The organism is Limimaricola sp. AA108-03 (assembly GCF_050847355.1).
Lineage (GTDB): Bacteria > Pseudomonadota > Alphaproteobacteria > Rhodobacterales > Rhodobacteraceae > Limimaricola.
On record NZ_CP193755.1, the window covers coordinates 1,223,287 to 1,246,715 of the forward strand.

Annotated in this window: 17 protein-coding genes and 1 tRNA gene; 6 read left to right on the plus strand and 12 right to left on the minus strand. The window is 67.2% G+C overall.

Going from position 1 to position 23,429, the window contains the following annotated elements; all coding sequences use genetic code 11:
* Positions 1-10: 10 nt before the first annotated feature.
* Positions 11-466, minus strand: coding sequence for a TIGR01244 family sulfur transferase (locus tag ACRAQ3_RS06000; protein WP_432256006.1), 456 nt, complete (start codon positions 464-466; stop codon positions 11-13).
* Between the two features lie 144 nt (positions 467-610).
* Here ACRAQ3_RS06000 and ACRAQ3_RS06005 point away from each other — a divergent pair, with 144 nt between their 5' ends.
* On the plus strand, positions 611-1,873 hold the full coding sequence (locus ACRAQ3_RS06005) for an enoyl-CoA hydratase-related protein (RefSeq protein ID WP_432256007.1): 1,263 nt from the start codon (positions 611-613) through the stop codon (positions 1,871-1,873).
* Here ACRAQ3_RS06005 and ACRAQ3_RS06010 read toward each other — a convergent pair.
* Positions 1,860-2,075: a hypothetical protein gene (locus ACRAQ3_RS06010; RefSeq protein ID WP_085894873.1), complete on the minus strand. Its 216-nt coding sequence runs from the start codon at positions 2,073-2,075 to the stop codon at positions 1,860-1,862. The genes ACRAQ3_RS06005 and ACRAQ3_RS06010 overlap by 14 nt on opposite strands.
* Before the next feature lie 154 nt (positions 2,076-2,229).
* Here ACRAQ3_RS06010 and ACRAQ3_RS06015 point away from each other — a divergent pair, with 154 nt between their 5' ends.
* On the plus strand, positions 2,230-2,493 hold the full coding sequence (locus ACRAQ3_RS06015) for a DUF2312 domain-containing protein (protein ID WP_085894874.1): 264 nt from the start codon (positions 2,230-2,232) through the stop codon (positions 2,491-2,493).
* Between the two features lie 24 nt (positions 2,494-2,517).
* Here ACRAQ3_RS06015 and ACRAQ3_RS06020 read toward each other — a convergent pair whose 3' ends face one another.
* Positions 2,518-3,396: a hypothetical protein gene (locus ACRAQ3_RS06020; RefSeq protein ID WP_432256008.1), complete on the minus strand. Its 879-nt coding sequence runs from the start codon at positions 3,394-3,396 to the stop codon at positions 2,518-2,520.
* A gap of 167 nt (positions 3,397-3,563) precedes the next feature.
* Between ACRAQ3_RS06020 and ACRAQ3_RS06025 the strand changes: the two genes are divergently transcribed.
* Complete coding sequence (locus ACRAQ3_RS06025) at positions 3,564-5,219, plus strand: ABC transporter permease (RefSeq protein WP_269397957.1); 1,656 nt, start codon at positions 3,564-3,566, stop codon at positions 5,217-5,219.
* Between the two features lie 725 nt (positions 5,220-5,944).
* On the opposite strand, the gene ACRAQ3_RS06030 is transcribed toward ACRAQ3_RS06025, so the two are convergent.
* Positions 5,945-15,337 (minus strand): peroxidase family protein, encoded by a 9,393-nt coding sequence (locus ACRAQ3_RS06030; RefSeq protein WP_432256009.1) that lies wholly within the window; start codon positions 15,335-15,337, stop codon positions 5,945-5,947.
* Positions 15,338-15,637: 300 nt separating this feature from the next.
* Here ACRAQ3_RS06030 and ACRAQ3_RS06035 point away from each other — a divergent pair, with 300 nt between their 5' ends.
* Positions 15,638-16,081, plus strand: coding sequence for a hypothetical protein (locus ACRAQ3_RS06035; RefSeq protein ID WP_432256010.1), 444 nt, complete (start codon positions 15,638-15,640; stop codon positions 16,079-16,081).
* A gap of 207 nt (positions 16,082-16,288) precedes the next feature.
* Here the strand turns inward: ACRAQ3_RS06035 and ACRAQ3_RS06040 are convergent, their stop codons facing one another.
* Positions 16,289-16,483, minus strand: a complete 195-nt coding sequence (locus ACRAQ3_RS06040) for a DUF6538 domain-containing protein (RefSeq protein ID WP_432256011.1) — start codon at positions 16,481-16,483, stop codon at positions 16,289-16,291.
* A gap of 55 nt (positions 16,484-16,538) precedes the next feature.
* Positions 16,539-16,614: transfer RNA gene (locus tag ACRAQ3_RS06045), tRNA-Thr, on the minus strand.
* Positions 16,615-16,780: 166 nt separating this feature from the next.
* Here ACRAQ3_RS06045 and ACRAQ3_RS06050 point away from each other — a divergent pair.
* Positions 16,781-17,497 carry a response regulator gene (locus ACRAQ3_RS06050; RefSeq protein WP_432256012.1) on the plus strand — a complete coding sequence of 239 codons (717 nt, stop codon included), beginning with the start codon at positions 16,781-16,783 and terminating at the stop codon, positions 17,495-17,497.
* Positions 17,494-18,828 carry an ATP-binding protein gene (locus tag ACRAQ3_RS06055; protein ID WP_432256013.1) on the plus strand — a complete coding sequence of 445 codons (1,335 nt, stop codon included), beginning with the start codon at positions 17,494-17,496 and terminating at the stop codon, positions 18,826-18,828. Before ACRAQ3_RS06050 ends, ACRAQ3_RS06055 begins: the two co-directional genes overlap by 4 nt.
* Here ACRAQ3_RS06055 and ACRAQ3_RS06060 read toward each other — a convergent pair.
* Genes ACRAQ3_RS06060 through ACRAQ3_RS06085 form a run of 6 tightly spaced genes read right to left on the minus strand, consistent with a single transcriptional unit; the run spans position 18,825 to position 23,429 of the window.
* Entirely contained in the window at positions 18,825-20,237 is a 1,413-nt protein-coding gene (locus ACRAQ3_RS06060; protein ID WP_432256261.1) for an alkaline phosphatase D family protein, read from the minus strand. The two genes, ACRAQ3_RS06055 and ACRAQ3_RS06060, sit on opposite strands and share 4 nt — an antisense overlap.
* 40 nt (positions 20,238-20,277) lie before the next feature.
* A complete protein-coding gene (locus ACRAQ3_RS06065; protein WP_432256014.1) occupies positions 20,278-20,634 on the minus strand; it encodes a Na+/H+ antiporter subunit G in 357 nt (118 codons plus the stop codon).
* On the minus strand, positions 20,631-20,900 hold the full coding sequence (locus tag ACRAQ3_RS06070; protein WP_085897496.1) for a K+/H+ antiporter subunit F: 270 nt from the start codon (positions 20,898-20,900) through the stop codon (positions 20,631-20,633). Before ACRAQ3_RS06070 ends, ACRAQ3_RS06065 begins: the two co-directional genes overlap by 4 nt.
* Positions 20,897-21,394 carry a Na+/H+ antiporter subunit E gene (locus ACRAQ3_RS06075; RefSeq protein ID WP_269398138.1) on the minus strand — a complete coding sequence of 166 codons (498 nt, stop codon included), beginning with the start codon at positions 21,392-21,394 and terminating at the stop codon, positions 20,897-20,899. Before ACRAQ3_RS06075 ends, ACRAQ3_RS06070 begins: the two co-directional genes overlap by 4 nt.
* A 5-nt stretch (positions 21,395-21,399) precedes the next feature.
* Positions 21,400-23,058 (minus strand): monovalent cation/H+ antiporter subunit D, encoded by a 1,659-nt coding sequence (locus ACRAQ3_RS06080; RefSeq protein ID WP_432256015.1) that lies wholly within the window; start codon positions 23,056-23,058, stop codon positions 21,400-21,402.
* Positions 23,055-23,429, minus strand: a complete 375-nt coding sequence (locus ACRAQ3_RS06085; protein ID WP_269398072.1) for a Na+/H+ antiporter subunit C — start codon at positions 23,427-23,429, stop codon at positions 23,055-23,057. Before ACRAQ3_RS06085 ends, ACRAQ3_RS06080 begins: the two co-directional genes overlap by 4 nt.

Genomic DNA, 23,429 nt, shown 5'->3' on the forward strand with positions numbered 1-23,429 from the left:
CCGGAAGAGTTCACTCTTCGGGTGCGGCGTCGTCTTCGCCCTCGTCCTCGCGCAGGGCTTCCAGCTGCGGGCGCAGCCGTTCGAGGTCATATCCGGCCTTGGCCGTGGCGGCGATGATCTCGTCGGTTTCCCGCCGTCCGACCTGGCCCAGGGACCAGACGATCGAGGAACGGGTGCCGGAGGCGCAATAGGCCAGAACCGGGCCGTCGGAGCTATCGAGCACCTGCATCTGCCGGTCGATGATTTCGCGATTCAGCCCCTGGTGAGTCACCGGGTTCGTGGCAAAGCGCAGGCCGGCCGCCTCGGCGGCGATACGCAGCGTCTCGGCCTGCAACTCGGCGGGCACCTCTTCATCCGGACGGTTGCAAAGCACCGTGGCAAAGCCGGCCTCGGCGATGGCGGGAATGTCCTCCGGCTCGATCTGCGGGCTGACGGCGTAGTCGGGGCTGATGCGGCGTATATCCATGGCGGATGATTACCGCGCCGTCACGCGCGCGTCCAGCGGCGTTGCGCCTTGGCCATCCCCTTGAGACGGCGACCGCGCGGGGCCTTGCGCATGGGCGGTCCGCCGCCGATCATGGCCACAACTGGGCAGAGAGGGATGGCGGCGATGGGTGGCGGGCCGGTCACGACACGGATCACCGACCAGATCGCGGCGGTGACGCTCGATCTCCCGCCGGGCAACGCGCTCGGCGCCGATACGCTGCGCGGTCTCGCGGCGGCGCTCGACGGGATCGAGGGCTCTCTCGACACCACGGAGGCCCCGCGCGGCATGGTGCTCGGCAGCGCCAACGGAGTGTTCTCGGTCGGTCTCGACCTCCGCGAGATCGATGCCGAAGCTGCTGCCGGGACGCCCGCCTTGCACGAGATCTGCGCGCGGATCGAACGCTTGCCGATCCCCGTCGTGGCGGCGCTGCCGGGCAGCGCCATCGGCGGCGGGGCCGAGCTGGCCCTCGCCGCGCATTACCGACTGGCCGTGCCCTCGGCCCGGATCGGTCTGCCGGACATCGTTCTGGGCCTGCCGCCCGGGGCGGGGGGCGGACAGAGGCTCGCCGCCCTGTGCGGCGCCGAGACGGCGCTCGACATGTTGCTGCGGGGCCGGCCGATCACGGCGCAGATGGCGCGGCAGGCGGGTCTGATCGACGGGGTGGTGGAGGAGGATATCGATGCCTCGGCCCGCGCCTTGGCGGCGCAGCTCGCCGCGGCGGGCATCCGGCCCCGGCCGGTCGCCGGGCGCCGCGATCTCATGGCCGATGGCATGGCCTGGCTCGATGCGGTGCAGCGCCGCCGCCACGCCACCGACGGAGCGCCGCTGCGCAGCGCCTCGCGCGTCGTCGATTGCATTGAGGCGGCGCTACTGCTGCCGGCGGCGTCGGCCCTTCGTTTCGAGCGGACGGCGCATTTGGATGCGCTGGCGGACCCGCAATTCGCGGCGCTGCGCCATGTCTACTTTGCCGAGAGGCGGATTTCGCCGTCGCTGCTCGAACGGGACGGCGGAACCCCTGCGCCGACCGCTCAGGGGCGCAGCCTGCTGGCTGCGCTGGGCCGTGGCGGCGAGGGGCTGGAGGGCGAGATGCGGCTCGCCGCAGCTGTGGCGCAGGGCGCGCGGCTCCTGGCCGCCGGACGCGTGGCGCGCAGCGCCGATCTCGATGCGCTGGCGGTACATGGCCTCGGCTGGTCGCGGCTGTCAGGCGGGCCGTTCCACGCGGCGCGGAGCTTCGGCATGGCCGAACTCGTGGCCATGATGGAGGGCTGGGCCGGGGCGAACCCGGTGTTCGAGGTGCCGCCGTTGCTGCGCGCCTCGGTCGATACGGATGGCGATCTCGATGCGGCGCTGCGACGCGGCCGGGTGGCCGAGATCAGGACAGGATGATGCCGACCACGACCATCATCAGCCCCAGCATCGACAGCATCAGCGCCCCGATGTTGAGCGGCACCACCCGCGCCAGCCGCGCCCGCATCTGCGCGTCGTCGAGGCCCTGACGCCGCAGTCGCATCACCGCGAGCAGGCTCCACAGGATGGCGGCGAAACCTGCCAGCGTGATCGCCGCCCCGATCCAGATGACGATGTCCATGCCAGCACTCCCCGTTATTCGCAGATCGGACTAGCGCCAGCGGCGATACGGCACAAGCCCGCGCGCCGTCGCGGCAGGCTGGACCGGGCGCTTGATGCCGCCCCGGCCCGGCGCTAGGGAGAAGGCCCGACCATCGGCCCATCAGGAGACCCACATGAGCGACGCATCCGTGATCGACGTGCAGAGCAACGCGGCAGGCGAGGAACTGCGCCAGTTCATCGAGCGCGTCGAGCATCTCGAGGCCGAGAAAAAGGACATCGCCGAGCAGATCAAGGAAGTCATGGCCGAGGCCAAGGGCCGCGGCTACGATACCAAGGTCATGCGCAAGGTGATCGCGCTCAGGAAGCGCGACGCCGACGACATCGCCGAGGAAGAGGCGGTGCTCGACATGTACAAGGCCGCGCTCGGCATGAGCTGAGCCCGACGGGGGCGCCATCGCATCTCAGGGTGAGATGAAGCGCACCCCCTCCATGGCCGCGATGCGCTCCAGATCGGTTTCGTAGATCGACGTCAGCTCCGCCACGAGCGCGGCATCCCAGCCCGGCAGGTCGATCACCGTCTCGACCGCATCGTCGCGGGCGTATTTGTCGAGAAAGGCCGAGACGATACGCCGGTGCTGCGCGGCATTACCTGGCGGGTGCTTGTCGAGATAGGCGCGCAGCCGCGCCGCCCCCTCGGGGCGCATGATCTCGTCCACCAGGTCATGCGCGCCCTCGATCGGGCTGTCGGGTGCCATCCCGGCCAGAGCCCGGACCAATTCGGGCCATAGCAGGGCCGAATCCTCGTCGCACCAGACCGTGAGCCGCGCGTGGGGCGCCGCCTCGCGCAGCCGCGCCAGCACGTCCGACCAGAGAATCGTGCGCGGATCGAGATCGGCCATGAATTCGTCGAATGCTCGGCCGCGCGTCTGCTCCCAGCAGGCGGGGAGAAAGCTCGCCGGGTTGCGGATGCCGAGGAACAGCTCGATCCGGTCGTCGGGAAACAGCGCCGCGAGTGCGCGTGCCTTGAAGCCCGCGAGCTCGTGGAAGCAGCCTGCGTCGCAGATGCGGGCCGGGGTGCAGATGAAGGCCGGATTGCCCAGCACCAGCCGCTCTGTGGTTTCGCCGTGATCGATGATCGCATCGACCAGCACGTCGCGCGTGCCGGGCTCCGGCGCCGCGCCGCGCAGGTGCTGGATCGTCTCGCGCAGCAGGCGCCGGTAGCGCGCGGGTCCCGGCACGCGGATGCCCCGTTCCGCCAGCGCCGGCTGGTTCTTGGTCACCGACTTCAGCAGCCGGTCGTCATCAGTGCAGTTGGCGCCGATGTGAAAGGCGATCTCCATGCGCGCGTGGTCCCTCTCCCGCCTGTTGCAGGGCTGTTTTCTTCCGCCGGGGCGGTCATCATCCCTGGGCCGGTCCGGGCGTTGCGACGCCAGACCCTCCGCCCTTGGTCCGGCCAATATAATGAGTTGTCTGGACAGCGAAACCGCTATGAGCTACCGCCGCATCCATGTCCGATAAAACCAGTCAGACAATCGCTCCCGGCGGCGCGTGGCGCAGCTTCGATCCGTGGTCGGTCGGGGCGGTGTCGATCGCGGCGCTGGTGCTTTTGCCGGTGATTTCGGTGGTCTGGCTTGCCTTCCATCCCGAAGACAACATCTGGCCGCATCTGCTTTCGACGACGCTGCCGCGCTATCTGGGCAACACGGTGCTGCTGATGCTGTCGGTCGGCGCGATCACGGCGGCCGTGGGAGCGGGCGCGGCATGGCTGGTGGTGATGTACCGCTTTCCGGGTCATTCCTGGCTGCAATGGGCGCTGCTGCTGCCGCTCGCGGTGCCGGCTTATGTCGGCGCCTATGCGCTGGTGGATTTCCTCGAATATGCTGGTCCGGTGCAGACCGGCCTGCGTGGCCTGATGGGCTGGCAGGACGCGCGCGACTATGCCTTTCCGCAGATCCGCTCGCGCGGGGCGGCGATCCTCGTGCTTTCGGCGGCTCTATATCCCTATGTCTATCTGCTCGCCCGCGCGGCGCTGCGCGAACAGTCCGGCGCCGGTTTCGAGGTGGCCCGTGCGCTGGGCGTGGGGCCATGGGGCCGGTTCTTCCGGGTCGGGCTGCCGCTGATCCGGCCGGCCATCGCGGCGGGCGTCGCGGTGGTGATGATGGAAACGGTCAATGATTTCGGCGTGGTCGATTATTTCGCGGTGCAGACGCTGACCACCGGCATCTTCACCGTTTGGCTGCAGGCGGGCAATCTCGGTGGTGCTGCGCAGATCGCGACGCTGGTGCTGGCGATGATCGTCTTCCTGGTGACCCTGGAGAAGCTGAGCCGCAGGCGGCTGCGTTTCTTCGGCTCGGCCCGCCAGCCGCGCCCCGTGACACCGATGCGACTGAGTGGCGGGCAGGGCATCTTGGCATTCATCGCTTGCCTGCTGCCCTTCCTCGCCGGGTTCGTGCTGCCGGTGGCGGTGCTGGCGAGCCACGCGCTCGACGCGCGCGAATGGGCGGCGCCGGGGCTGAGCCGGGCGCTGTTCCACACGCTGGCCACGGGCGGTACCGCGGCGTTCCTAACCGTTCTGGCGGGGCTCTTCATGGTCTACGGCACCCGGCTCTCGGGGCGCCGCCTGCCGGTGCTGCTGCTGCCGGTGACGGCGATCGGCTATGCGGCTCCGGGTGCGGTGCTTGGGATCGGCATCCTGATTCCGCTCGCGTTCTTCGACAACGCCCTGGCCGATGCGGTCCTCGATCTCACCGGCCGCGATCCCGGGTTGATCTTCACCGGCACCGCGGCGGCGCTGGTCCTGGCCTATTGCGTGCGCTTCTTCGCCATCGCGCAAGGCACCGCCGACGCGGCCTTGGGCCGGGTGTCGCCCAGCCTGCCGATGGCCGCGCGTTCGCTCGGCCAGAGCGCTGGGGGGACCTTGCGGCGGATCCATGTCCCCCTGATCCGCGCCAGCGTCGGCTCGGCGCTGCTGCTGGTCTTCGTCGACTGCATGAAGGAACTGCCGGCGACGCTGCTGCTGCGGCCGTTCGGCTATGACACTCTGGCGACGCGGGTCCACGCCAAGGCCAGCCTCGAGAACATTGCCGAGGCGGCCCCGGCGGCTTTGATGATCACAGCCGTCGGATTGGTCGCGGTCGGATTTCTGGCACGGGCCAACCGCTGACAAGGGTGCATTTCTCAGCGGCGGCGGAGGGCTGTGGCTCGTTGCTCGACCATGTCCATTGCCGCTCGGTAAATTGGACCCGGTTCTGAGACTTCGGATCGGGGCCTTGGATGTGCTCTGGTCCGTACTTCGCTGGCCTGCAAAGGTCGGGCAGGGGCAACTGGACGGATGGTGGCGGGAGCTCATCGACTGCCAGCCGATTCCGTCAGGTCGTTTCTATCAGGATAATATTGTGATTGCGCCAGCGTTTGGCTGCGCTGCTGTCTCGACAGAGAGTTTCACACACGCTGCGTCAAAGCGCCCATGATTGTCGTCGAGAGGTGGGATCTGGCAGCGAAGGCATAGGTTGGCGGATCAGTGACTGCTTGCCGAAGCCAAAGGGCGGGATCCGATCGATTGGCTCGGTCGTGCCTGAACTCTCGCCGTATCGGCTCTGAACCTATGGAATAGATCAGGCGGCAGGGTAGGAATTCGCCCTGTTCGTCGGTGCCGTGCCCTACCTTGCCATGGTTTTGAAATTCGTGAGGTTTTCGACTGATCGCCTGCTAAAGCCCTCAAATCATCACGACCGCGCGACATGAGCAGTAAGCGGATTAGAAGCCTATGGGTAATACGGGGCAAACCGCCGATCACTTAAGGGCCATTCCCAATGCTTCGCAGTGCCGAGGAACATGGAATGGCATACGCCCCCGGCCGCTCTTCCGGCCGGGGGCGCATGCGTGAGCTCACATCGTGAGCGTGTTTCCGTCGTCGAGCACGAGGACCAACTCGGGCCCGGCGCCGCTGTCGAAGCTGCTCGCCACCCGGCTGCCGCTGCCCTCGACGATGAAGGCCAGGGCGGCGTTCGTGGCCCCGTCGGCGCCGATCACCGTTTCGATCAGCGCGCTGATGTCGGGCGTCCGGTAGGTGCCCCCGGCGGTCCACTGCTCGACATTCGACCAGGCGAACTCGTCGACGGCGACGCGCGACTGCGGCGGCGCGCCGGAGGAGAAGGTGGCGGCGGTCTCGCTGCCCTGGATGCCGATGGTGAGGTTCGCGGCCCCCGAGGAGGTCTCGAGCGAGGTGAACTGCAGGTAGGCGTCGGTGATGGTCGCCGTCTGCGGGATGTCGATCCCCTCGAAGCGCATCCCGACAGCCTGCGCCCGGCTGCCGTTCAGGCCGAACTCGAGGTCGCCGCTGCCGCCGCCGCCGAACTGCTCCCAGTCGTCGGAGGAGGCGCCGATCGGCGTGACGACCGTCGACACGGTCCCGCCGCCGGTGGTGACGTCGTCCTCGATGACCATGCCGCTGGCGCTCGCGGTGCCGAGCGTCACGGTCGGGCCGGCGCCGCTGGCCCCGGTCAGGGTGACCGTCACCGTCTCGGTGCCGTTGTCCACATCGTCATTGGCCACCGACACGGCCAGCGAGCCGATCCCATTGACGAAGCTGACGCTCTGGCTCGTCGCCGTGCCGGTGTCGTAGGCCACCTGCAGACTGCCGGTGAAGCCGGTGTCGTTCAGGCTCAGCCCGAAGGCGAGATCGGTGGCCCCGGTGTCGCCGGCCTCGGTCACCGTCGGCGCGTCGGCGATCGAGAGAACGACGCTTGCAGGCGGCGCCGCGACGTCGTCCTCGGTGACCGTGCCGCTGGCGCTCGCGGTGCCGAGCGTCACCGGCGCGGCGGTGCCGCTGGCCCCGGTCAGCGTGACCGCCACCATTTCGTCGCCGTCGTCGACGTCGTCATTGGCGACCTGCACGCTCAGCGTGCCGACCCCGTTGACGAAGCTGACGTCCTGGCTCTGGTTCGTTGCGGTGCCGGTGTCGTAGGTCACCGTCAGGGTGCCGGTGAAGCCGGTGTCGCTCAGGCTCAGCCCGAAGGCGAGATCGGTGGTCCCGGTGTCGCCGGTCTCGGCCACCGTCAGGGCATCGGTGATCGAGAGCACCGGCCCGGTCGGCGGGGGTGGCGGCGGCGCGCTGCCCTGCACCAGCTCGACGTTCGAGAAGCGCACGATCGAGCTCTGCGCGGCGTCGTCGTCGTTGATCAGCGCCAGGTAGTCGAAGGTCCGTCCGGCATGCGCCGCCAGCGGGATCTCGTAGCTCACGGTCTGGCCCACGGTGGTGTAGTCGTTGCGCACCGACTGGTCGAACCTCGCGATGTTGATCGAGCCGAACACCTGGAACAGCAGGTCGTCGGTGGTCTTGTAGTTGTCGTCGTTCTCGAGGCCGATGCTGACGAATTCGGCGGTGCCGTTCTCCATCGTCACGTCGAAGCGCAGCACCGTGTCGGCGCCGACGGTGAAGGTGCCGCCGGGCAGCAGGGTCTTCTTCCAGGTGTTGCCGCTCAGCGTGATGCCGGCGCCATCCTGGTCGATCTGGAAGCCCTGCGGCGTCTGGTCCTGGTTGCTGTAGCTCAGGAGCGGGTTGGCGTTGAAGTCGATCGGCAGCACGCTGCCGGGATCGGGCGGCGCCGCGACGTCGTCCTCGGTGACCGTGCCGCTGGCGCTCGCGGTGCCGAGCGTCACCGGCGCGGCGGCGCCGCTGGCCCCGGTCAGCGTGACCGCCACCATTTCGTCGCCGTCGTCGACGTCGTCATTGGCGACCTGCACGCTCAGCGTGCCGACCCCGTTGACGAAGCTGACGTCCTGGCTCTGGTTCGTTGCGGTGCCGGTGTCGTAGGTCACCGTCAGGGTGCCGGTGAAGCCGGTGTCGCTCAGGCTCAGCCCGAAGTCGAGATCGGTGGTCCCGGTGTCGCCGGTCTCGGCCACCGTCAGGGCATCGGTGATCGAGAGCACCGGCCCGGTCGGCGGGGGTGGCGGCGGCGCGCTGCCCTGCACCAGCTCGACGTTCGAGAAGCGCACGATCGAGCTCTGCGCGGCGTCGTCGTCGTTGATCAGCGCCAGGTAGTCGAAGGTCCGTCCGGCATGCGCCGCCAGCGGGATCTCGTAGCTCACGGTCTGGCCCACGGTGGTGTAGTCGTTGCGCACCGACTGGTCGAACCTCGCGATGTTGATCGAGCCGAACACCTGGAACAGCAGGTCGTCGGTGGTCTTGTAGTTGTCGTCGTTCTCGAGGCCGATGCTGACGAATTCGGCGGTGCCGTTCTCCATCGTCACGTCGAAGCGCAGCACCGTGTCGGCGCCGACGGTGAAGGTGCCGCCGGGCAGCAGGGTCTTCTTCCAGATGTTGCCGCTCAGCGTGATGCCGGCGCCGTCGGGGTCGATCTGGAAGCCCTGCGGCGTCTTGTCCTGGCCGCTGTAGCTCAGGAGCGGGTTGGCGTTGAAGTCGATCGGCAGCACGCTGCCACCCGGCGGTGGCGCCGCGACGTCGTCCTCGGTGACCGTGCCGCTGGCGCTCGCGGTGCCGAGCGTCACCGCCACACCGGTTCCGGTCGCCCCGGTCAGGGTGACCGCCACCATTTCGTCGCCGTCGTCGACGTCGTCATTGGCGACCGACATGGTCAGCGTGCCGACCCCGTTGACGAAGCTGATGTCCTGGCTCTGGCCCGTCGCCGTGCCGGTGTCGTAGGTCACCGTCAGGGTGCCGGTGAAGCCGGTGTCGCTCAGGCTCAGCCCGAAGGAGAGGTCGGTGGTCCCGGTGTCGCCGGTCTCGACCTGCATCGGCGCGTTGGTGATCGACAGAAGGACGTCGACAGGCGGGGGCGCCACATCGTCCTCGGTGACCATGCCGGTGGCCATGGCGGTGCCGAGCGTCACCGCCGCACCGGTCCCGGTCGCCCCGGTCAGGGTGACCGTCACCATTTCGTCGCCGTCGTCGACGTCGTCATTGGCGACCGACATGGTCAGCGTGCCGACCCCGTTCGTGAAGTTGACGGTCTGGGTTTGGTTGGTCGCCGTGCCGGTGTCGAAGCTCACCTGCAGAGCGCCGCTGAAGCTGGTGTCGTCCAGGCTCAGGCCGAAGGCGAGATCGGTGGTTCCGGTGTCGCCGCTCTCGGCCATCGTCGGCGCATTGGCGATCGACAGTATGACGGGAACGACGTCGTCCTCGGTGACCGTGCCGCTGGCGGTCGCGGTGCCGAGCGTCGCCACCACGCCGGTGCCGGTGGCCCCGGTCAGGGTGACCCCCACCATCTCGGCGCCGTCGTCGACATTGTCATTGTCGATCGGCACGATCAGCGTGCCGAGGCCATTGACGAAGATGACGTCCTGGGTCTGGGCGGCCGCTGTGCCGACGCTGAAGCTCACCTGCAGAGTGCCGCTGAAGGCGGTGTCGTCCACGCTCAGGTCGAAGGCCAGGTTGGTGGCCCCCGTATCGCCGGCCTCGGTCATCATCGGCGCATCGGCGATCGAGAGGACGATGGCCGTGCCGTCGTCTTCGGTGACCATGCCGCTGGCCGTCGTGGCGCCGAGCGCCACCGTCGTGCCGGTACCTGTGGCGCCGGTCAGGGTGACCGCCACCATCTCGGTGCCGTTGGCCAGGTCGTCATTGGGGACCTGCACGTTCAGCGTGCCGATGCCTCCCGTGAAAGTGACGGTTTGGCTCTGACCGGTCGCTGTGCTGGTGTCGAAGCCCACCTGCAGATCGCCGTTGAAGCCGGTATCGTTCAGGTTCAGGCCGAAGGCCAGGGTGGTGGCGCCGGTATCGCCGTTCTCGACCAGCATTGGCGCGTCGGCGATCGAGAGAAGGATGGCAGTGACGTCGTCCTCGGTGACCATGCCGCTGGCGGTGGCGGTGCCGAGCGTCACCGTCGCGCCGATTCCAGTGGCCCCGGTCAGGGTGACCATCCTCGTATCGGTGCCGTTGGGCACGTTGTCGTTGACGACCGGCACCGTCAGCGTGCCGAGCCCGTCGACGAAGTTGACGATCTGGGCCTGACCAGTCACCGCACCGACGTCGAAGACCACCCGCAGACTACCGCTGAAGCTGGTGTCGTCCAGGCTCAGGCCGAAGGCCAGGTTGGTGGACCCGGTGTCGCCGGCCTCAATCCGCGTCGGCGCATCCGCAATTGACAGAACGACGTCGACTGGTACCGGAGGATCGCCCTGAATGATCATCGTCTGATCGGTGAACTCGATCCGCTCGATATTGTGGAGCTGGTCGGATCCCGTGTCGCCGTCATCGGGGTTCATGTCCAGGACCGTGAGGCCACCGGCGGCATTTGTGAAAACCTGGTAGTCGATGGCCTGTCCCGCATAGACGGCGGTGTCGATGTCGCCCGGTTTGCCGCCATCGAGGATCTCGCGCACGATGTAGAGCTCGCTCGGGTTGATCTCGCCCGCCAGCATCCTTTTCTGCAGGTCGCCGACCATGGTTGTCCAGGTCTCGTTGGTGCCCTGCCGGGCGATGCGGACGTTGAGATAGCTGTCGCCGTCGATGATGTCGTCGCCGCCCAAGCCCTCGATCCGATCGCTGCCGCCACCGCCCAGAATGATGTTGCCGGTGCGGAACTCGGTCACGCCCGTCCCGAGCAACTCCTGCAGCCCGTTGATCCGGGCGATGCCCTCCGCGGTCAGGACGCTGCCCTGCTGGCCGTTGGCGGCCGGCTCAAGCGGTGCCTCCTCGACTACGCCGCCTTCTTCCTCTTCGACGGGCTCGGCTGGCGGGATCGCGCCGAGATCGGTCTCTTCGGAACCGATCAGCACGTCATTGCCATGCGAGCCGGACAGGCCCTCGACCGCTTCGTAGCGATCCAGGGCCGTGTTCTCGTCCGGCGGGATCGGCGTTTCGTCGAAGGCCGGCAGGTTCAGATCGGCATAGACCGAGCTGCGCCCGATGTAGCTGACCCAGTCGAAGCCGGACATGCCCTCGTTGCGGGTGATGCCGACGGCGCTGACCATGATGTCGTCGCCGCCCTCGGCGACGAACTCGTTGAAGCCGTCGCGGCCGAAGAAGACGTCGTGGCCGGCGATGGTGTCGGCGCCGAAGGCATCCGAGTTGTCGCCCATCGCGCCGTCCTGGCTGCCGCCCTCGAACCAGTCGTCGCCTTCACCGCCGATCGGCGCCTCGTTGGTGGTGGTGCCGAGGATGAAGTCGTTGCCCGGTCCCGCGAAGACCTCCGAGAAATCCTCGCCGGTGATGATGAAGTCGGAGCCGCGGCCGCCGATGATCAGGTTCTCGCCCGGGCCGCCATGGATGACGTCGTTGCCGTCATTGCCCTTGATGACGTCGTCGCCACCGAGATCGGTGATGATGTCGTCGCCGGCGCCGCCGTCGATGTTGTCGTTGCCATGGCCGCCTTCGATGCGGTCATTGCCGCCGTCGCCCCAGATCGAGTCGTCGCCGATGCCGGCGATCAGGGTGTCATCGTTGTCGGTGCCGCCGAGCACCACGTGGTCGCCGCCGGTGAACTGCAACGAGTTCTCGTTGGCGCGGATTACCAGCTTGTTCACCTGCGGGTCGAAGAGCGACGCCTCGAATGGGTCATCGCTGCCCATCCCGTGGTTGTACTGCTTGGTCTGGTCGACCTCCAGGACGTAGCTCGGCGTCGCGAAGACGTCGATCGGCAGGTGCGTGGCGTCGGTGTTCTCGACGATCATGCTGGCGAAGGAGTTGTTCTCGAGTTCCGCCAGGAAGTTCATGCTCGCCGTGCGCGCCAGGTAGTAGAACCGGTCGCCGTCCTGAAGCGCCTCGAGCTGGGTCTCGAAGATGAAGTTGAAGGTGGAGCCGAGCATGCCGCCGAAGGGCGCGATCGCCTCGGCGAGACCGCCGATCCAGAAATCGACTTTGTCGAGGCCACCCTTGTCGCTGGCATAGCTGCCGGTGGCGTTCAGGAAGGCCTGCCGGTCGAGCGGCGCGCCTTCACCGCCGAAGACCAGCTTCATCGCGGCATCGCGCTTCTCGGCCAGGGTCTGCGCGGCGTCCAAGGTGGCATGGGTGCCGTAGGCCGCGATGAAGTTCACGACCGAGGCCGGGTTCTTGATGTTGAGAGTGAAGTCGAACCAGCTGTCATAGGGCTTGAGCTGGGTGTCGCCGGTCATGGTGTAGAACTGCTCCCGCGCCATGTTCAGCGTCGGTATCGCCGTGTCGCGGCCGCGGGCGAGGTTGATCGCCGCAAGATCGAGCGGCAGGCCCAGCAGGTTCGAGCGCAGCGCGTCAGTGACGAACTCGTCGATCTCGTTGCCCACCTGGCGGGTCATGCCGCGCACCACCGCGCCGGCGGCCATGTCGGCATGGATCTCGCCGCCCTTGTTGTACTCGATCGGGTTGAGGAAGGCTTCGATCAGACCGATCTGCTCGGCGTCCTGCGTGCTCCAATCGGTGCCGACCGCGTTGAAGGACGGGTCGAGCCGGTCGATGGTCTCGGTCAGCATCGAGTGGCCGAAGCGGTAGACCGTATGCGCGAACTCGGCGAGGATCGACGGGTCGATCGTGGTGTCATAGCCGACCGGGGCCAGGAACACGTCGATCTGCGGCTGCATCTTGCGCGCGAAGTCCTCGAAGACGAGGTGCTGGTACTGCATCTCGGTGCCGAACTTGGCGAGCTGGAACAGCCGCGCGCCATCCCATTGCAGCGTGGAGAAGTCGACGGTCGAGGGATCGGTCCCGTCCGGCAGCTTGACCCGCAGCCACTCGTTGAGGAAGGCGAGATCGGCCGCCGCCTCTTCGGGCGTCCCGCTCTCGTTCACCATGGCCGGCATGATCACCTGGTTGATCGAGTAATCGACCAGACGGTTGTGCTCGGAGTGGAAGATGTGATGCACCGCGGTCAGGCCGATATTCTCGTTCACCCGCCCGTCGCCGGCCATGAAGTGCGCGTCCAGCAGTTCGTTGTCGTATTGCTCGTTGATCCCGAAGCCGTTCGCGATCAGCACGCTGTTGGGTATGCCGTCATCGTCCGGCGTGATCTGGATGTCCGGCGTGGCGGGGTTGCGGTCATGGTCGACCGTGCCCGGCACGGCGTTATGGGCGATGTCGACGAGGAAGGCGTGACCGGTTTTCGCCGCGAACGTCGCGTCCACCCGGGCGTTAGGGTTGCCCTCCATGATCGTGCCATCGGCCATCACCACCTGCGGGAAGCCGTTCGGCCCCATCTCGGCGTTGCCGTAGAGATCGGTGATCAGCGCCGGAACCGCCAGCACGTCGGCATCGTCGAGCTCGATGCCGAGAATGTCGCGGGCCTGTGCCTTGACGTCGGCCCAGGTGGCCATGCCGCCATTGCTGCCGGTGATGAGCTTGCCCGTTTCGACCGGCTTGTTGTTCGCGTCGAGAATCCACTCACGCAGGAACACCTGATGCGAGGGGTGCGAAGAGTAGGTCTGGTTCTGGTCGACATGCGGCGTCGTCTGGTTCTCGGGGTCGATCGACGCGCGGGTCAGTGCCATGAAATTAGTATTGCTGCCCTCGACATAGAGGGGATCGTCGGGCTGCAGCGGCATGTAGATGGTGCCGTTGCCTCCCTTGGTCACGAGATCGAGCCCGTGGTCGAAGAACTGGCCGAACAGCGTCATCCACGAGTTGAAGGGTGCCGAGAGGCCTTCGTCGGGCGCCCGGTTCTCGATGACCAGCCCCCCATTCTCATCGGTCTGAAGGCCGAAATCGTCGAGCAGGCCCTGTAGGGCCGCCGCGGTTTCCTCGGGCGTACCTGCCGTGTTGGCGGCGGCCTGCGCGATTGCGAGGTCGTCATTGGCCGCGTCGAGCGCGGCTGTGGCATTATCCGCCGCCACCTGGGCCGTGGCCCGGTCTACACCGGCATTGTTCCTGAGCGTCGTGAGTTCACCGATGTTCGACTGCGCGAGAGCGGGCGCGCCGCTGAAGGCGTCAAGGGCAGACGTGACTGTCGCCGCGTCGGTCGGAAGGAAACCGCCTTCTTCGATCCCTTCGATCGCTGTCCGGAGGTCGTTCGCCAAGGTCTCGAGGGCCTGAGCGCCATCTGTGGGGTTGTCGCCAAGCGCGGTCACGACGGCGCCGGCCGCCGTGACGGCATTGGCAGCCGCAGCCATGGCCGCGTCAAAGGCGTTGGTCGCGGCGGTCGTGGCGTCGTTGAAGGCGACCAGATCGGCCTGGTACTGCGTTTCGGCGGCGGCATGGGCGGCTTGCGCGGTGGCCCACTGGTCATGTGCCGTCTCGAACGCCGGGACATCCGGGAAATCGGCGGGAAGGGGCTCGGCGGCGGCATGGGCCTCTTGCGCGTCGACCCACAGGGCATATGCCGTCTCGAACGCCGCGACATCCGGGAAATCGGTGGCAAGGGGCTCGATGGGCGCAACGGCGTCCCACTCGGCAAGTGCCGTATCGTAGTCCGCGGGATCCGGGAAATCGGCGGGATCGGGCTCGTTAGCGGCATGGGCCACTTGCGCCTCGACCCACAGGGCATGTGCCGTCTCGAACGCCGCGACACCCGGGAAATCGGTGGCAAGGGGCTCGGGGTCGGTGGGCGCAGCATCGACCCACTGGGCATATGCCGTATTGAAATCGGCCGTGACGACGTAATCCGCTTGCACCGGCTCGGTGAGGGTGAATGGCGGGACCGGAACCGGTTCGCCGGGCATGTCGTTGAGGGCGGTGATCAGGTTCCCGGCCGCAGTCTGGGCGGCGGAGATGGCCGAGGGAACCCCGGTGGCCATGGTCACACCCGCCGTGTAGCTCAGCTGCAGCGCCGTGGCCGCGTTCAGGGCGGCAACGGCAGCCGAGGCATCGGCGCTGGCCCCGGAGACGACCGCCGTGGCGGCCTCGACCTCGGCATTCGCGCCATTGGCGTTCAGCGTGGCCTTGTAGGCGGCACTGATCGCGTTCGTGGCCGCCGTCTGGGCGGTGCCCTCGACGCCTGCGGCCTTCAGCGCCGCGCGAATCGCAGCGGGGTTGGAGACGTCCTGGGTGACGATCAGGTTGGAGATGGTCCGGGGATCGGCGTCGGCGACATCCCCGTTCGTCCCGTAATCGTTGTTGGTGATCGTGCCGCCCGGCCCGAACGACATCATGTCGCCATCTTGCTCGTCGAGGTAGTAGGGCGTGGTCAGACGCGGAAAAGCCTGATCGGCTTGGCCGAAGTCGGTCTGCCCCGCGACGAGGTTGTTCAGGCTGCCATCGACGGTGCGCAAGCCGAAGCTCAGATTGGGCGCGTTGCCGATCAGTTGGAGAAGACTCGTCCGGGGATCGGCGCCGGATTTCATGGCTTCGGTATGTGCCTCTGCGATCTTGATCTGCGCCAGAATGAAATCGAGATCGGATTTGATGTAGTTCGCCATAACAACTCTCCTAAAAAGGCTTTGCCGAAACACGACGAACGGAAAGCCATAATACTCTCAAAAGCCGGCGATCACGCAGAGCACTCCACGCATCCATGAGGATAATGATTTGATAGTGCCGGTCGCATCAATCCAGCAAAGTCCCTAAGGCAAAAGGTGGATCATGATGCGAACGAATTAGATGAATCAACGCGCTAGGAGGGGCTCATAATCATTTTGCCTTAGTTCACATCGGGAGAAACTATCCGCACGGTCTAATGACTAAGTTCTAAGGGGCCCTGCGGCGGGGATCGGCTAGGCATGAGACGTAACGTCAGACAAAAAGACGTTGCATTTTTGGCTTTTTTGTCTTCGTTTTTCGCGCCATCAGTTTACGAAAGCCACCTGATCATTGGTGAGTTTTCAATGGAAAAATATGAATCGCCGGACTGGGCACTTCTAGTGCGTTCGGTTCGAAGTATTCCGAAAATGATCGAGCGCTTACCGACCGTTCCGGCGCCGGACGCTATTGAGGCTATGAGAAAAGATCATGGTAAGCCTCAATCGGAACGGAGCCGTGCCCAGTACCCGGCAAAGGATAGACAGCATCGGTATCCGCGCTCACCTTTGGGGCGGCTAGCCCAAACGTATGATCCGCCCCGGTGCAGGCGCCAATTCGAGGACGATGTGAGCCGTCCGCACAAACGTATTCAGCATGTCGGCTTGTCGACCGCTACCAAGTCTTGTTGCCGCACGCATCAATGACGTAGCCACCGGCCCGTTCTGCCGCCTGGAGGAAGCTGATGCCCTTCCCATCGCCCTTGAGGCGAAGATACGTCACTACACCCTCGGAAAGGCTCATGCAGTCGGCGTTGACGTTGCTGCCCCCGATGGCTGCAGTCCCGGACCGGCGACACCCATCCGCAGCATGTGCTTGCCCGGCAGATCTACGTCCCGACAACGCAGGTGCTATCAGAATTCGTCTACCTGGTTCGCAGGTCGCACGGCTCTGACTGCCGCTACTCGGGCTGACCTCGTACGCAGCGAATACGAGATCTTTGGTGAGGAATAGTGACGCCTTAGCTCCACCGGCACGTGCCTACGGAATTGGAAGATGCCGTCTTTGCTGAAGGTGTGTGGGCGGAAATGGACTCCGACATGTGCCACACCTTGGTTTGATTCAATCGAAAGCCTAGGCGAAACAATGCGTTGGGGAATCTTGTGGTGCCGGCAGAGGGACTCGAACCCCCGACCCCCTGATTACAAATCAGACGCTCTACCAGCTGAGCTATGCCGGCCCCAGGGCCCGATGTAGCCAGACCGCGCGGGGGAGGCAAGCGGCTTGGCGGTGGCGCGTGTTACATCCGGCGACAAAACTTCACGTTCTCGCAAGGGGCCAGGTGCTGGCCTTAAGGGGCGCGCGCGCCCTAGAAGGGAAGCCGCCAGTCCGCAGGAGACCCGCCCATGACCGAGACCGCAGAGCAGATCCTCGTCGTCGACGACGCGCGCGATATCCGTGAGCCGCTGGGCCAGTATCTCAAGAAGCAGGGCTACCGCGTCCGCCTCGCTGCCAGCGCCGCCGATGCGCGAGGCATCGTCGAGTCGGCGCGGATCGGTCTCGTCGTGCTCGACGTGATGATGCCTGGCGAGGACGGGCTGAGTCTGTGCCGCTGGCTGGTGGCGCGGGGTGGGCCGCCGGTGATCCTGCTTACCGCGATGGCCGACGAGACCGACCGCATCGTCGGGCTGGAGCTGGGGGCCGATGATTACGTGACCAAGCCCTTCAACCCGCGTGAATTGCTGGCGCGCATCCGCGCCGTGCTGCGCCGGGCGCCGCCGGCGGCACCGACGCTCGACACCACGCGCCGCAGCTTCGCGGGCTGGACCCATGATCCGGCGACCAAGTCGCTGCGGCACGAGGATGGGCGCGCGGCCGAGCTGACCTCGGGCGAAAGCCGGCTGCTGGCGCTGTTTCTGGACTCGCCGCGCACGGTGCTCGATCGGGCGCGGCTGCTCGACCTGATGGCGGGCCGCGAGGCCAAGGCCTATGATCGCGCGATCGACAACCAGATCAGCCGGTTGCGGCGCAAGATCGAGGACGACCCCAAGCAGCCGCGCCTGATCGTTACCGAATGGGGCGGCGGTTACCTGCTGGCCGCAGATGTCGAGGTGGCCCCGTGATCAAGAGGCTGTTGCCCGCGGGGCTGGCCGCGCGCTTTGCTCTGCTGCTCGCAGCGGCGCTGGTGACGGCCAATCTCGTGGCGCTGGGGCTTCTGGCCTTCGAGCGCGACCGGCTCGACCGCGAGGCGGGGGCCGCGCGGGAGCTGGAGCGGATCGTGGCGCTGGTGCCGGCGATGGAGGCCCTGCCGCCGCGGGCACGACAGCAACTGGCACGCCAGGCCTCGACCCGGCTCGCGCGAATTTCGGTCGAGCCGGTGCCGGCCGTCGCGGCGCCAGCGCGCAGTGGCCGGGCCGGGGCACTTGAGGCGCGCATCGGCGCGGCGCTCGAGGAGCGCGAGGTGCGCGTCGCGATTTCGGAGCGCGCCGCTTCCAGGCGTAGTTCCGGTGGCCATGCCGCACCGCGCGGCGGCACCATCGCCGTGTCGATCGCTCTGCAGGCTGAGGAGGCGGCTTGGCTCAACGTCACGGCGGCGGGGCTGCGGCCACCCGACGGGGTCCGGGGCGAGGTCTTCATGCTGGTGCTCGGCCTGTCGCTGCTCACCGTGCTTGCGGTGGGGCTGTGGTTCGTGCGCCAGCTTACCCGTCCGCTGGCCGCCCTGGCCGAGGCTGCGCATGCCGCGGGTCGCGGCGATCGCGGCGTGCGGGTGACTGAGACCGGTGCCCGCGAGATGCGGGCGGCGGCAGCGGCCTTCAACGACATGCAGGGACGGATCGCCCGATTCGAAGCCGAGCGGACCCGTACCCTCGCCGCCGTAGGCCACGATCTGCGCACGCCGATCACCAGCCTGCGTATTCGCGCCGAGATGCTCGACGAGGAGGAGGGGGAGCCGATGATCCGCACCCTCGACGAGATGGCGGTGATGGCCGAGGGGCTCGTGACTTTCGCCAAGAGTGGCCACGAGGCCGAACCCAGCGGCAGGATCGATTTGGCGGCGCTGCTGCCGCGCCTTTGCGAGGAGCGCGGTGCGCGGTTCGAGGGCGGTGGCGCTCCGCCGGTGAGCGGCCGCCCCGTGGCGCTGTCGCGGGCCTTCGGCAACTTGGTCGACAATGCGATCCGCTATGGCGGCTCGGCAAGGGTGCGGCTGATGCAGGAGGACGGCATGGCGGTGGTGCGCGTTGTGGATGAGGGGCCGGGCATCCCCGAGGCACGCCTCGAGGGCATGTTCGAGCCATTCGTACGGGGCGAGGACAGTCGCAGTCTCGACACCGGCGGGGCCGGGCTCGGCCTGTCGATCACCCGCACCATCATCCGCGCCCATGGTGGCGAGATCCGCCTGTCGAACCGCCCGGAGGGGGGGCTCGAGGCGCGTGTCGAACTGCCTGCGGGCTAGATCGGCAGCGGCCGGGTCTTGCCGCTCTCCTCAAGATGCCAGACCGCGCTCCACGCTCCGTCACGCCGTTCCAGCGTCAGGAAATTGCGCTCGGCCACGTAGCGCCGTCGCATCCCCGGCAGCGGCAGGATGCGGATCGGGTGACCCGAAAGCGGCCCTTCGCCAAGGCTGCCGAGCCAGCCGAGGCCGCGCGCATAGCCCTTGGGCGGCGCGCGATGGGCGATGCCGGAGGCCACGAGTTGATGAATAGCGCCGGGCTCGGCGGCCATCTCGGCCCGGGTGGCGAGGTGGATTTCACCCGAGAGCACCGTCACCGGGCCGCGGGCGCGCAGGTTCAGCACCGCGCGCAGCGCCCGCTGCCAATCGGCGCGATGCGCACGGCTCTGCCACTGGTCGCGCAGATCGTCCTCGTATTTCTGCATGCCGGGCCAGAGCCACATCACCGCCTCGACCAGCGACAGCCGGGGCCCCAGCATCGGCACAGAAGAGACGATGAAGGTACGCTCGGGCTCGGGTACCGGGGATTCCAATAATCGCCAGCCCGCTTCGCCCATGACCCGCCTGCGGCGGCGCTCGGAACGCAGGTCGGGGGCCATCAGCGTGACGCCCGGCAGGCTGCGGCGCCAGCCAAGTTGGGCGCCGGCCGGATCGATGAAGATCTCCGGAATGTCGGCCTCGACCGCACCGTGCTGGAACAGCAGGTACATCTCGCGCGCCACCCGGAACAGCGTCTGGCCCACGGCGCTGTCGGTGGCCTCGCTGGGAAGAGATCCCCAGCCGTCGCAGATGTCGTGATCGTCCCAGATCGCCAGCGTCGGAACCCGTGCGGCGAGGGCGCCGAAGGCGGGCCCGGCGAAGCCGCGCATGTAGCGCGCGACGAAGCCCCGGCGCAGATGCGCCGCCAGCCCTTCGAGATCGGCCGCACTCGTGCCCTCGGGCAGATCCTCGGGCCAGCCATCGCTCAGCGGATGGCCCTGCGTCACCTCGTCGGCATAGATCTGGTCCCCACCCTGCAGCAGTGCCGCGAAGGGCCGGACCTCGTGCTCGGCGCGCATCCTCTCCCACATCGCGTCGCGCTCGGCCGGATCGCGATCCATGTCGCCGTTCTCCTCGCCGTTGCAGGAGAGGAAGGCGAACCTCAGATCGCCCGAGAGATCGGTTTCGACCGGGTAGTCGCGATCTTCGAAGCGGTAGCCGCGATCGGTGTTGTCGAGCCGGATATCGAAACGCCAGACCGCGAGCCCCTCCAGCGTGGCGATACGGTGCGGCTGGTGCTCGGTGGCGCCCGCCAGCAGTGTTCCGCAAGCCTCGCCCTCGGGTCGAATGAGGATCGCGGCAAGGCGCAGGCCGTCGGGGTCATGGCCCCGCAGATGCAGGATCGGACCGGCATGGCGAGGGGCAGGGCTCATGGTCACGGCGTGGCTCCTCGAGCCCGGTCGACGCCGGGCGCTATTGCTCGGCGTAGGTCGCCCAGTTCTTTTCCTCGGGCGGCGGAGGAAGCTCCTTGCCGCCGCGCTGCCGATGCAGATGGACCTTGGCGATGAAATTTCCAGAGATCGGCGCGGTGACGAAGAGGAAGGCCATCACCAGGAGCTCGTGCAACGAGGCGTCGCCCGAGGCAAAGGCATGGATCATGGAAGCCAGCAGCAGCGATCCCACCCCCAGCGTCGAGGCCTTGGTCGGCGCGTGCAGCCGCTTCATCGGCTGATCGAGCTTCAGGAGCCCGTAGGAGCCGATCAGCGTGAAGGCGGCGCCGATGATCAGCAGCGCGGCCACGAGGATCTCCAGCATCATCCCCCCGGTCATTCGATGATGTCCCCGCGCAGCACGAAGCGCGCCAGCGCCACGGTGGAGACGAAGCCCAGCATGGCGAAGATCAGCGCGCTCTCGAAGTAGATCTGGGTGCCCAGATAAAGCCCGAGCAGGATGATCAGGCCGATGGCGTTGATCACCATCGTGTCGAGCGCGAGGATGCGGTCGCCGGTATGCGGCCCGATCACCAGCCGGATCATGGCGAGGATCTGCGCCAGCCCGAGCGCGCCGATGGCGATGAAGAGGGCGGTGTCGATCATTCGAAAATCTCCTTCAACCGGCGCTCGTAGCGGGTCTTGATGTCGTCGCGCACCGCCTCCGGGTCGGGCGCGTCGAGCGCATGGACCAGCAGCGCGTGCCCGTCCGCCGAGAGATCGGCGCTGACGGTGCCGGGGGTCAGGGTGATGGTCCCGGCCAGCATCGCGATCGCTTCGGGCGTACGAATCTCGAGCGGGATCACCACCCAGTTTGGGGCCATGTCCTCGTTGCGCTTGAACAGCACGATCATCGCCACCTGCACGTTGGCGACCAAGATGTCCCAGATCACCATGAGGAGGTAGGAGACGAGGCGTCCCGGCCTGCCGATCTTGGGGCGGTCCGGCCAGAAGGCGCGGGTCGCCATCGGGATCACGATCCCGAGCAGCGCGCCGAAGACGACGGTGCCGAGGCTGAGATCGTTGATCAGCAGGCACCACACCAGCACCAGCAGCGCCGAGAGCAGCGGGTGCGGCAACAGCTTTCGGGTCAGACGCATCGACATCAGTGATCCTCCCCAGCGTCAGCGGCGGCTTCGCCTCCGTGGTCGTCCTCGCCCGCATGCGGATCATCCTTGATCTGCTTGCCGGGCGTGGTCAGCACCAGCTCGATATAGGGTTCGGGCGAGAAGAGCTGCGCCGCCGTCGCGGACAGGGTCCGGTTGACCGGCCCGGCAAAGACGGTGAGTGCCACCAGCATCGCGATCAGCCCGCCGATCGCGATCATCGGCAGAACCGGGCGCGGCACCAGCGGTCCACGGGTCGAGCCGGGCTGCGCGGTATCGTCCTCGACCTCAGGTGCGGTCTCGCAATCGATCGGCTCGATGTCCGGGCCCTCCTGATGTGCCTTCCAGAAGACGAGCGAGCCCGCGCGCGAAAAGCCCACCACCGCGACGAGCGAGCCCGTGAGCACCACCGCCCAGACCCACCAGACCAGCGGGCTGGAGCCCGCGGCGTCGAGGATCAGCAGCTTGCCGAGAAAACCCGAGAGCGGGGGCAGGCCGGTCATGGCGATCGCCGCGACGAAGAACATGCCCGCCAGCAGTGCGCCGCCTTCGATCGGCTGGGCATGCACCAGCACGGGCCCGGCCGCTCCGCGCCGGTCGCGGATCTGGTCGACGAGCAGGAACAGGGCCGCCGTCGCGAAGGTCGAGTGGATCGCATAGTAGAGCGCGGCGGCGATGCCTTCGGGGGTGAAGACCGAGACCGCGCTGAGCAAGAGTCCCATCGAGCCGATCACCGAAAACGCCACCAGCCGGTCGATGCGGCGCGCGCCCAGCACGCCGATCATGCCGAGCGCGAGCGTCAGCAGCGCCGCCGGCATCAGCCAGACGTCGAAGAGACCTTGGGTGATCTCGAGATCGGGCGGGAACACCAGCGTGTAGACGCGGATGATGCCGTAGGCGCCGACCTTGGTCATGATCGCGAAGAGCGCGGCCACGGGGGCAGGGGCATAGGCATAGCTGTCGGGCAGCCAGAAATGGAGCGGCAGCACAGCGGCCTTGATCGCGAAGACCATCAGAAGCAGCACCGCCGCGACGCGAATGCCGGCCGAAGCCCCGGCGTCGAGCTCGGCCACACGGCCCGCCAGATCGGCCATGTTGAGCGTGCCGGTCTGGGCGTAGATCGTGCCCAGGGCGAAGAGGAAGAGCGTGGAGCCGAGGAGATTGTAGAGCACGTATTGCGTGCCCGCGCGCAGCCGGTCCTTGCCGCCCGCATGGATCATCAGACCGTAGGAGGCGATGAGCAGCACCTCGAAGAAAACGAAGAGGTTGAAGGCGTCGCCGGTGAGGAAGGCGCCGAGGATGCCCATCAGCTGGAACTGGAACAGCGGGTGGAAATGCCGCCCCCGCCCGTCCCAGCCCGAGCCCATGGCGTAGAGCAGCACCAGGGGCGCGAGCAGCGCGGTCAGCAGCACCATCAGCGTCGAAAGCCGGTCCGCCACCAGCACGATGCCGAATGGCGCGGGCCAGTTGCCGAGCTGGTAGAGCGTGATCGTGCCGTCGGAGGCCTGCCAGAACAGGCCGATGGCAATGGCCGTGATCGCCAGGGTTCCCGCCATCGATAGCGCACGCTGCACCACGAGGTGTTCGCGCACCATCAGCACGAGGATCGCCGCCAGCAGCGCCGGCAGCACGATGGGGGTGATGATCCAGTGGCTCATCGTGCACCTCCTTCGGTCACAGAGGGTGCGTTGGTGTCGTCCTCGGTGAGCGCGGGCCGTTCGACCCGGTCGTCATCGGACGAGAGCCAGCTGCCCAGCGCGATCATCACCACCACGGCGGTCATCCCGAAGGAGATCACGATGGCGGTCAGGACCAGCGCCTGCGGCAGCGGATCGGTATAGCGCTCGGCACCGTCCCGCAGAACCGGTGGCGCATCCATCGCCAGCCGCCCCGAAGCGAAGAGAAAGACGTTGACGGCATAGCTCAGCAGCGAGGTGCCGATGATGACGGGAAAGGTTCGCAGGCGCAGCACCAGGTAGATGCCGGCGGCGGTCAGGACGCCGACGGCCGACGCGATCAGTAGTTCCAT

Excerpts from the sequence above, each read along its gene's own strand:
- ACRAQ3_RS06000 (WP_432256006.1), bottom strand. The coding sequence starts at position 466 with ATGGATATACGCCGCATCAGCCCCGACTACGCCGTCAGCCCGCAGATC.
- ACRAQ3_RS06005 (WP_432256007.1), top strand. The coding sequence starts at position 611 with ATGGGTGGCGGGCCGGTCACGACACGGATCACCGACCAGATCGCGGCG.
- ACRAQ3_RS06010 (WP_085894873.1), bottom strand. The coding sequence starts at position 2,075 with ATGGACATCGTCATCTGGATCGGGGCGGCGATCACGCTGGCAGGTTTC.
- ACRAQ3_RS06015 (WP_085894874.1), top strand. The coding sequence starts at position 2,230 with ATGAGCGACGCATCCGTGATCGACGTGCAGAGCAACGCGGCAGGCGAG.
- ACRAQ3_RS06020 (WP_432256008.1), bottom strand. The coding sequence starts at position 3,396 with ATGGAGATCGCCTTTCACATCGGCGCCAACTGCACTGATGACGACCGG.
- ACRAQ3_RS06025 (WP_269397957.1), top strand. The coding sequence starts at position 3,564 with ATGTCCGATAAAACCAGTCAGACAATCGCTCCCGGCGGCGCGTGGCGC.
- ACRAQ3_RS06030 (WP_432256009.1), bottom strand. The coding sequence starts at position 15,337 with ATGGCGAACTACATCAAATCCGATCTCGATTTCATTCTGGCGCAGATC.
- ACRAQ3_RS06035 (WP_432256010.1), top strand. The coding sequence starts at position 15,638 with ATGAGACGTAACGTCAGACAAAAAGACGTTGCATTTTTGGCTTTTTTG.
- ACRAQ3_RS06050 (WP_432256012.1), top strand. The coding sequence starts at position 16,781 with ATGACCGAGACCGCAGAGCAGATCCTCGTCGTCGACGACGCGCGCGAT.
- ACRAQ3_RS06060 (WP_432256261.1), bottom strand. The coding sequence starts at position 20,237 with ATGAGCCCTGCCCCTCGCCATGCCGGTCCGATCCTGCATCTGCGGGGC.
- ACRAQ3_RS06065 (WP_432256014.1), bottom strand. The coding sequence starts at position 20,634 with ATGACCGGGGGGATGATGCTGGAGATCCTCGTGGCCGCGCTGCTGATC.
- ACRAQ3_RS06070 (WP_085897496.1), bottom strand. The coding sequence starts at position 20,900 with ATGATCGACACCGCCCTCTTCATCGCCATCGGCGCGCTCGGGCTGGCG.
- ACRAQ3_RS06075 (WP_269398138.1), bottom strand. The coding sequence starts at position 21,394 with ATGCGTCTGACCCGAAAGCTGTTGCCGCACCCGCTGCTCTCGGCGCTG.
- ACRAQ3_RS06080 (WP_432256015.1), bottom strand. The coding sequence starts at position 23,058 with ATGAGCCACTGGATCATCACCCCCATCGTGCTGCCGGCGCTGCTGGCG.
- ACRAQ3_RS06085 (WP_269398072.1), bottom strand. The coding sequence starts at position 23,429 with ATGGAACTACTGATCGCGTCGGCCGTCGGCGTCCTGACCGCCGCCGGC.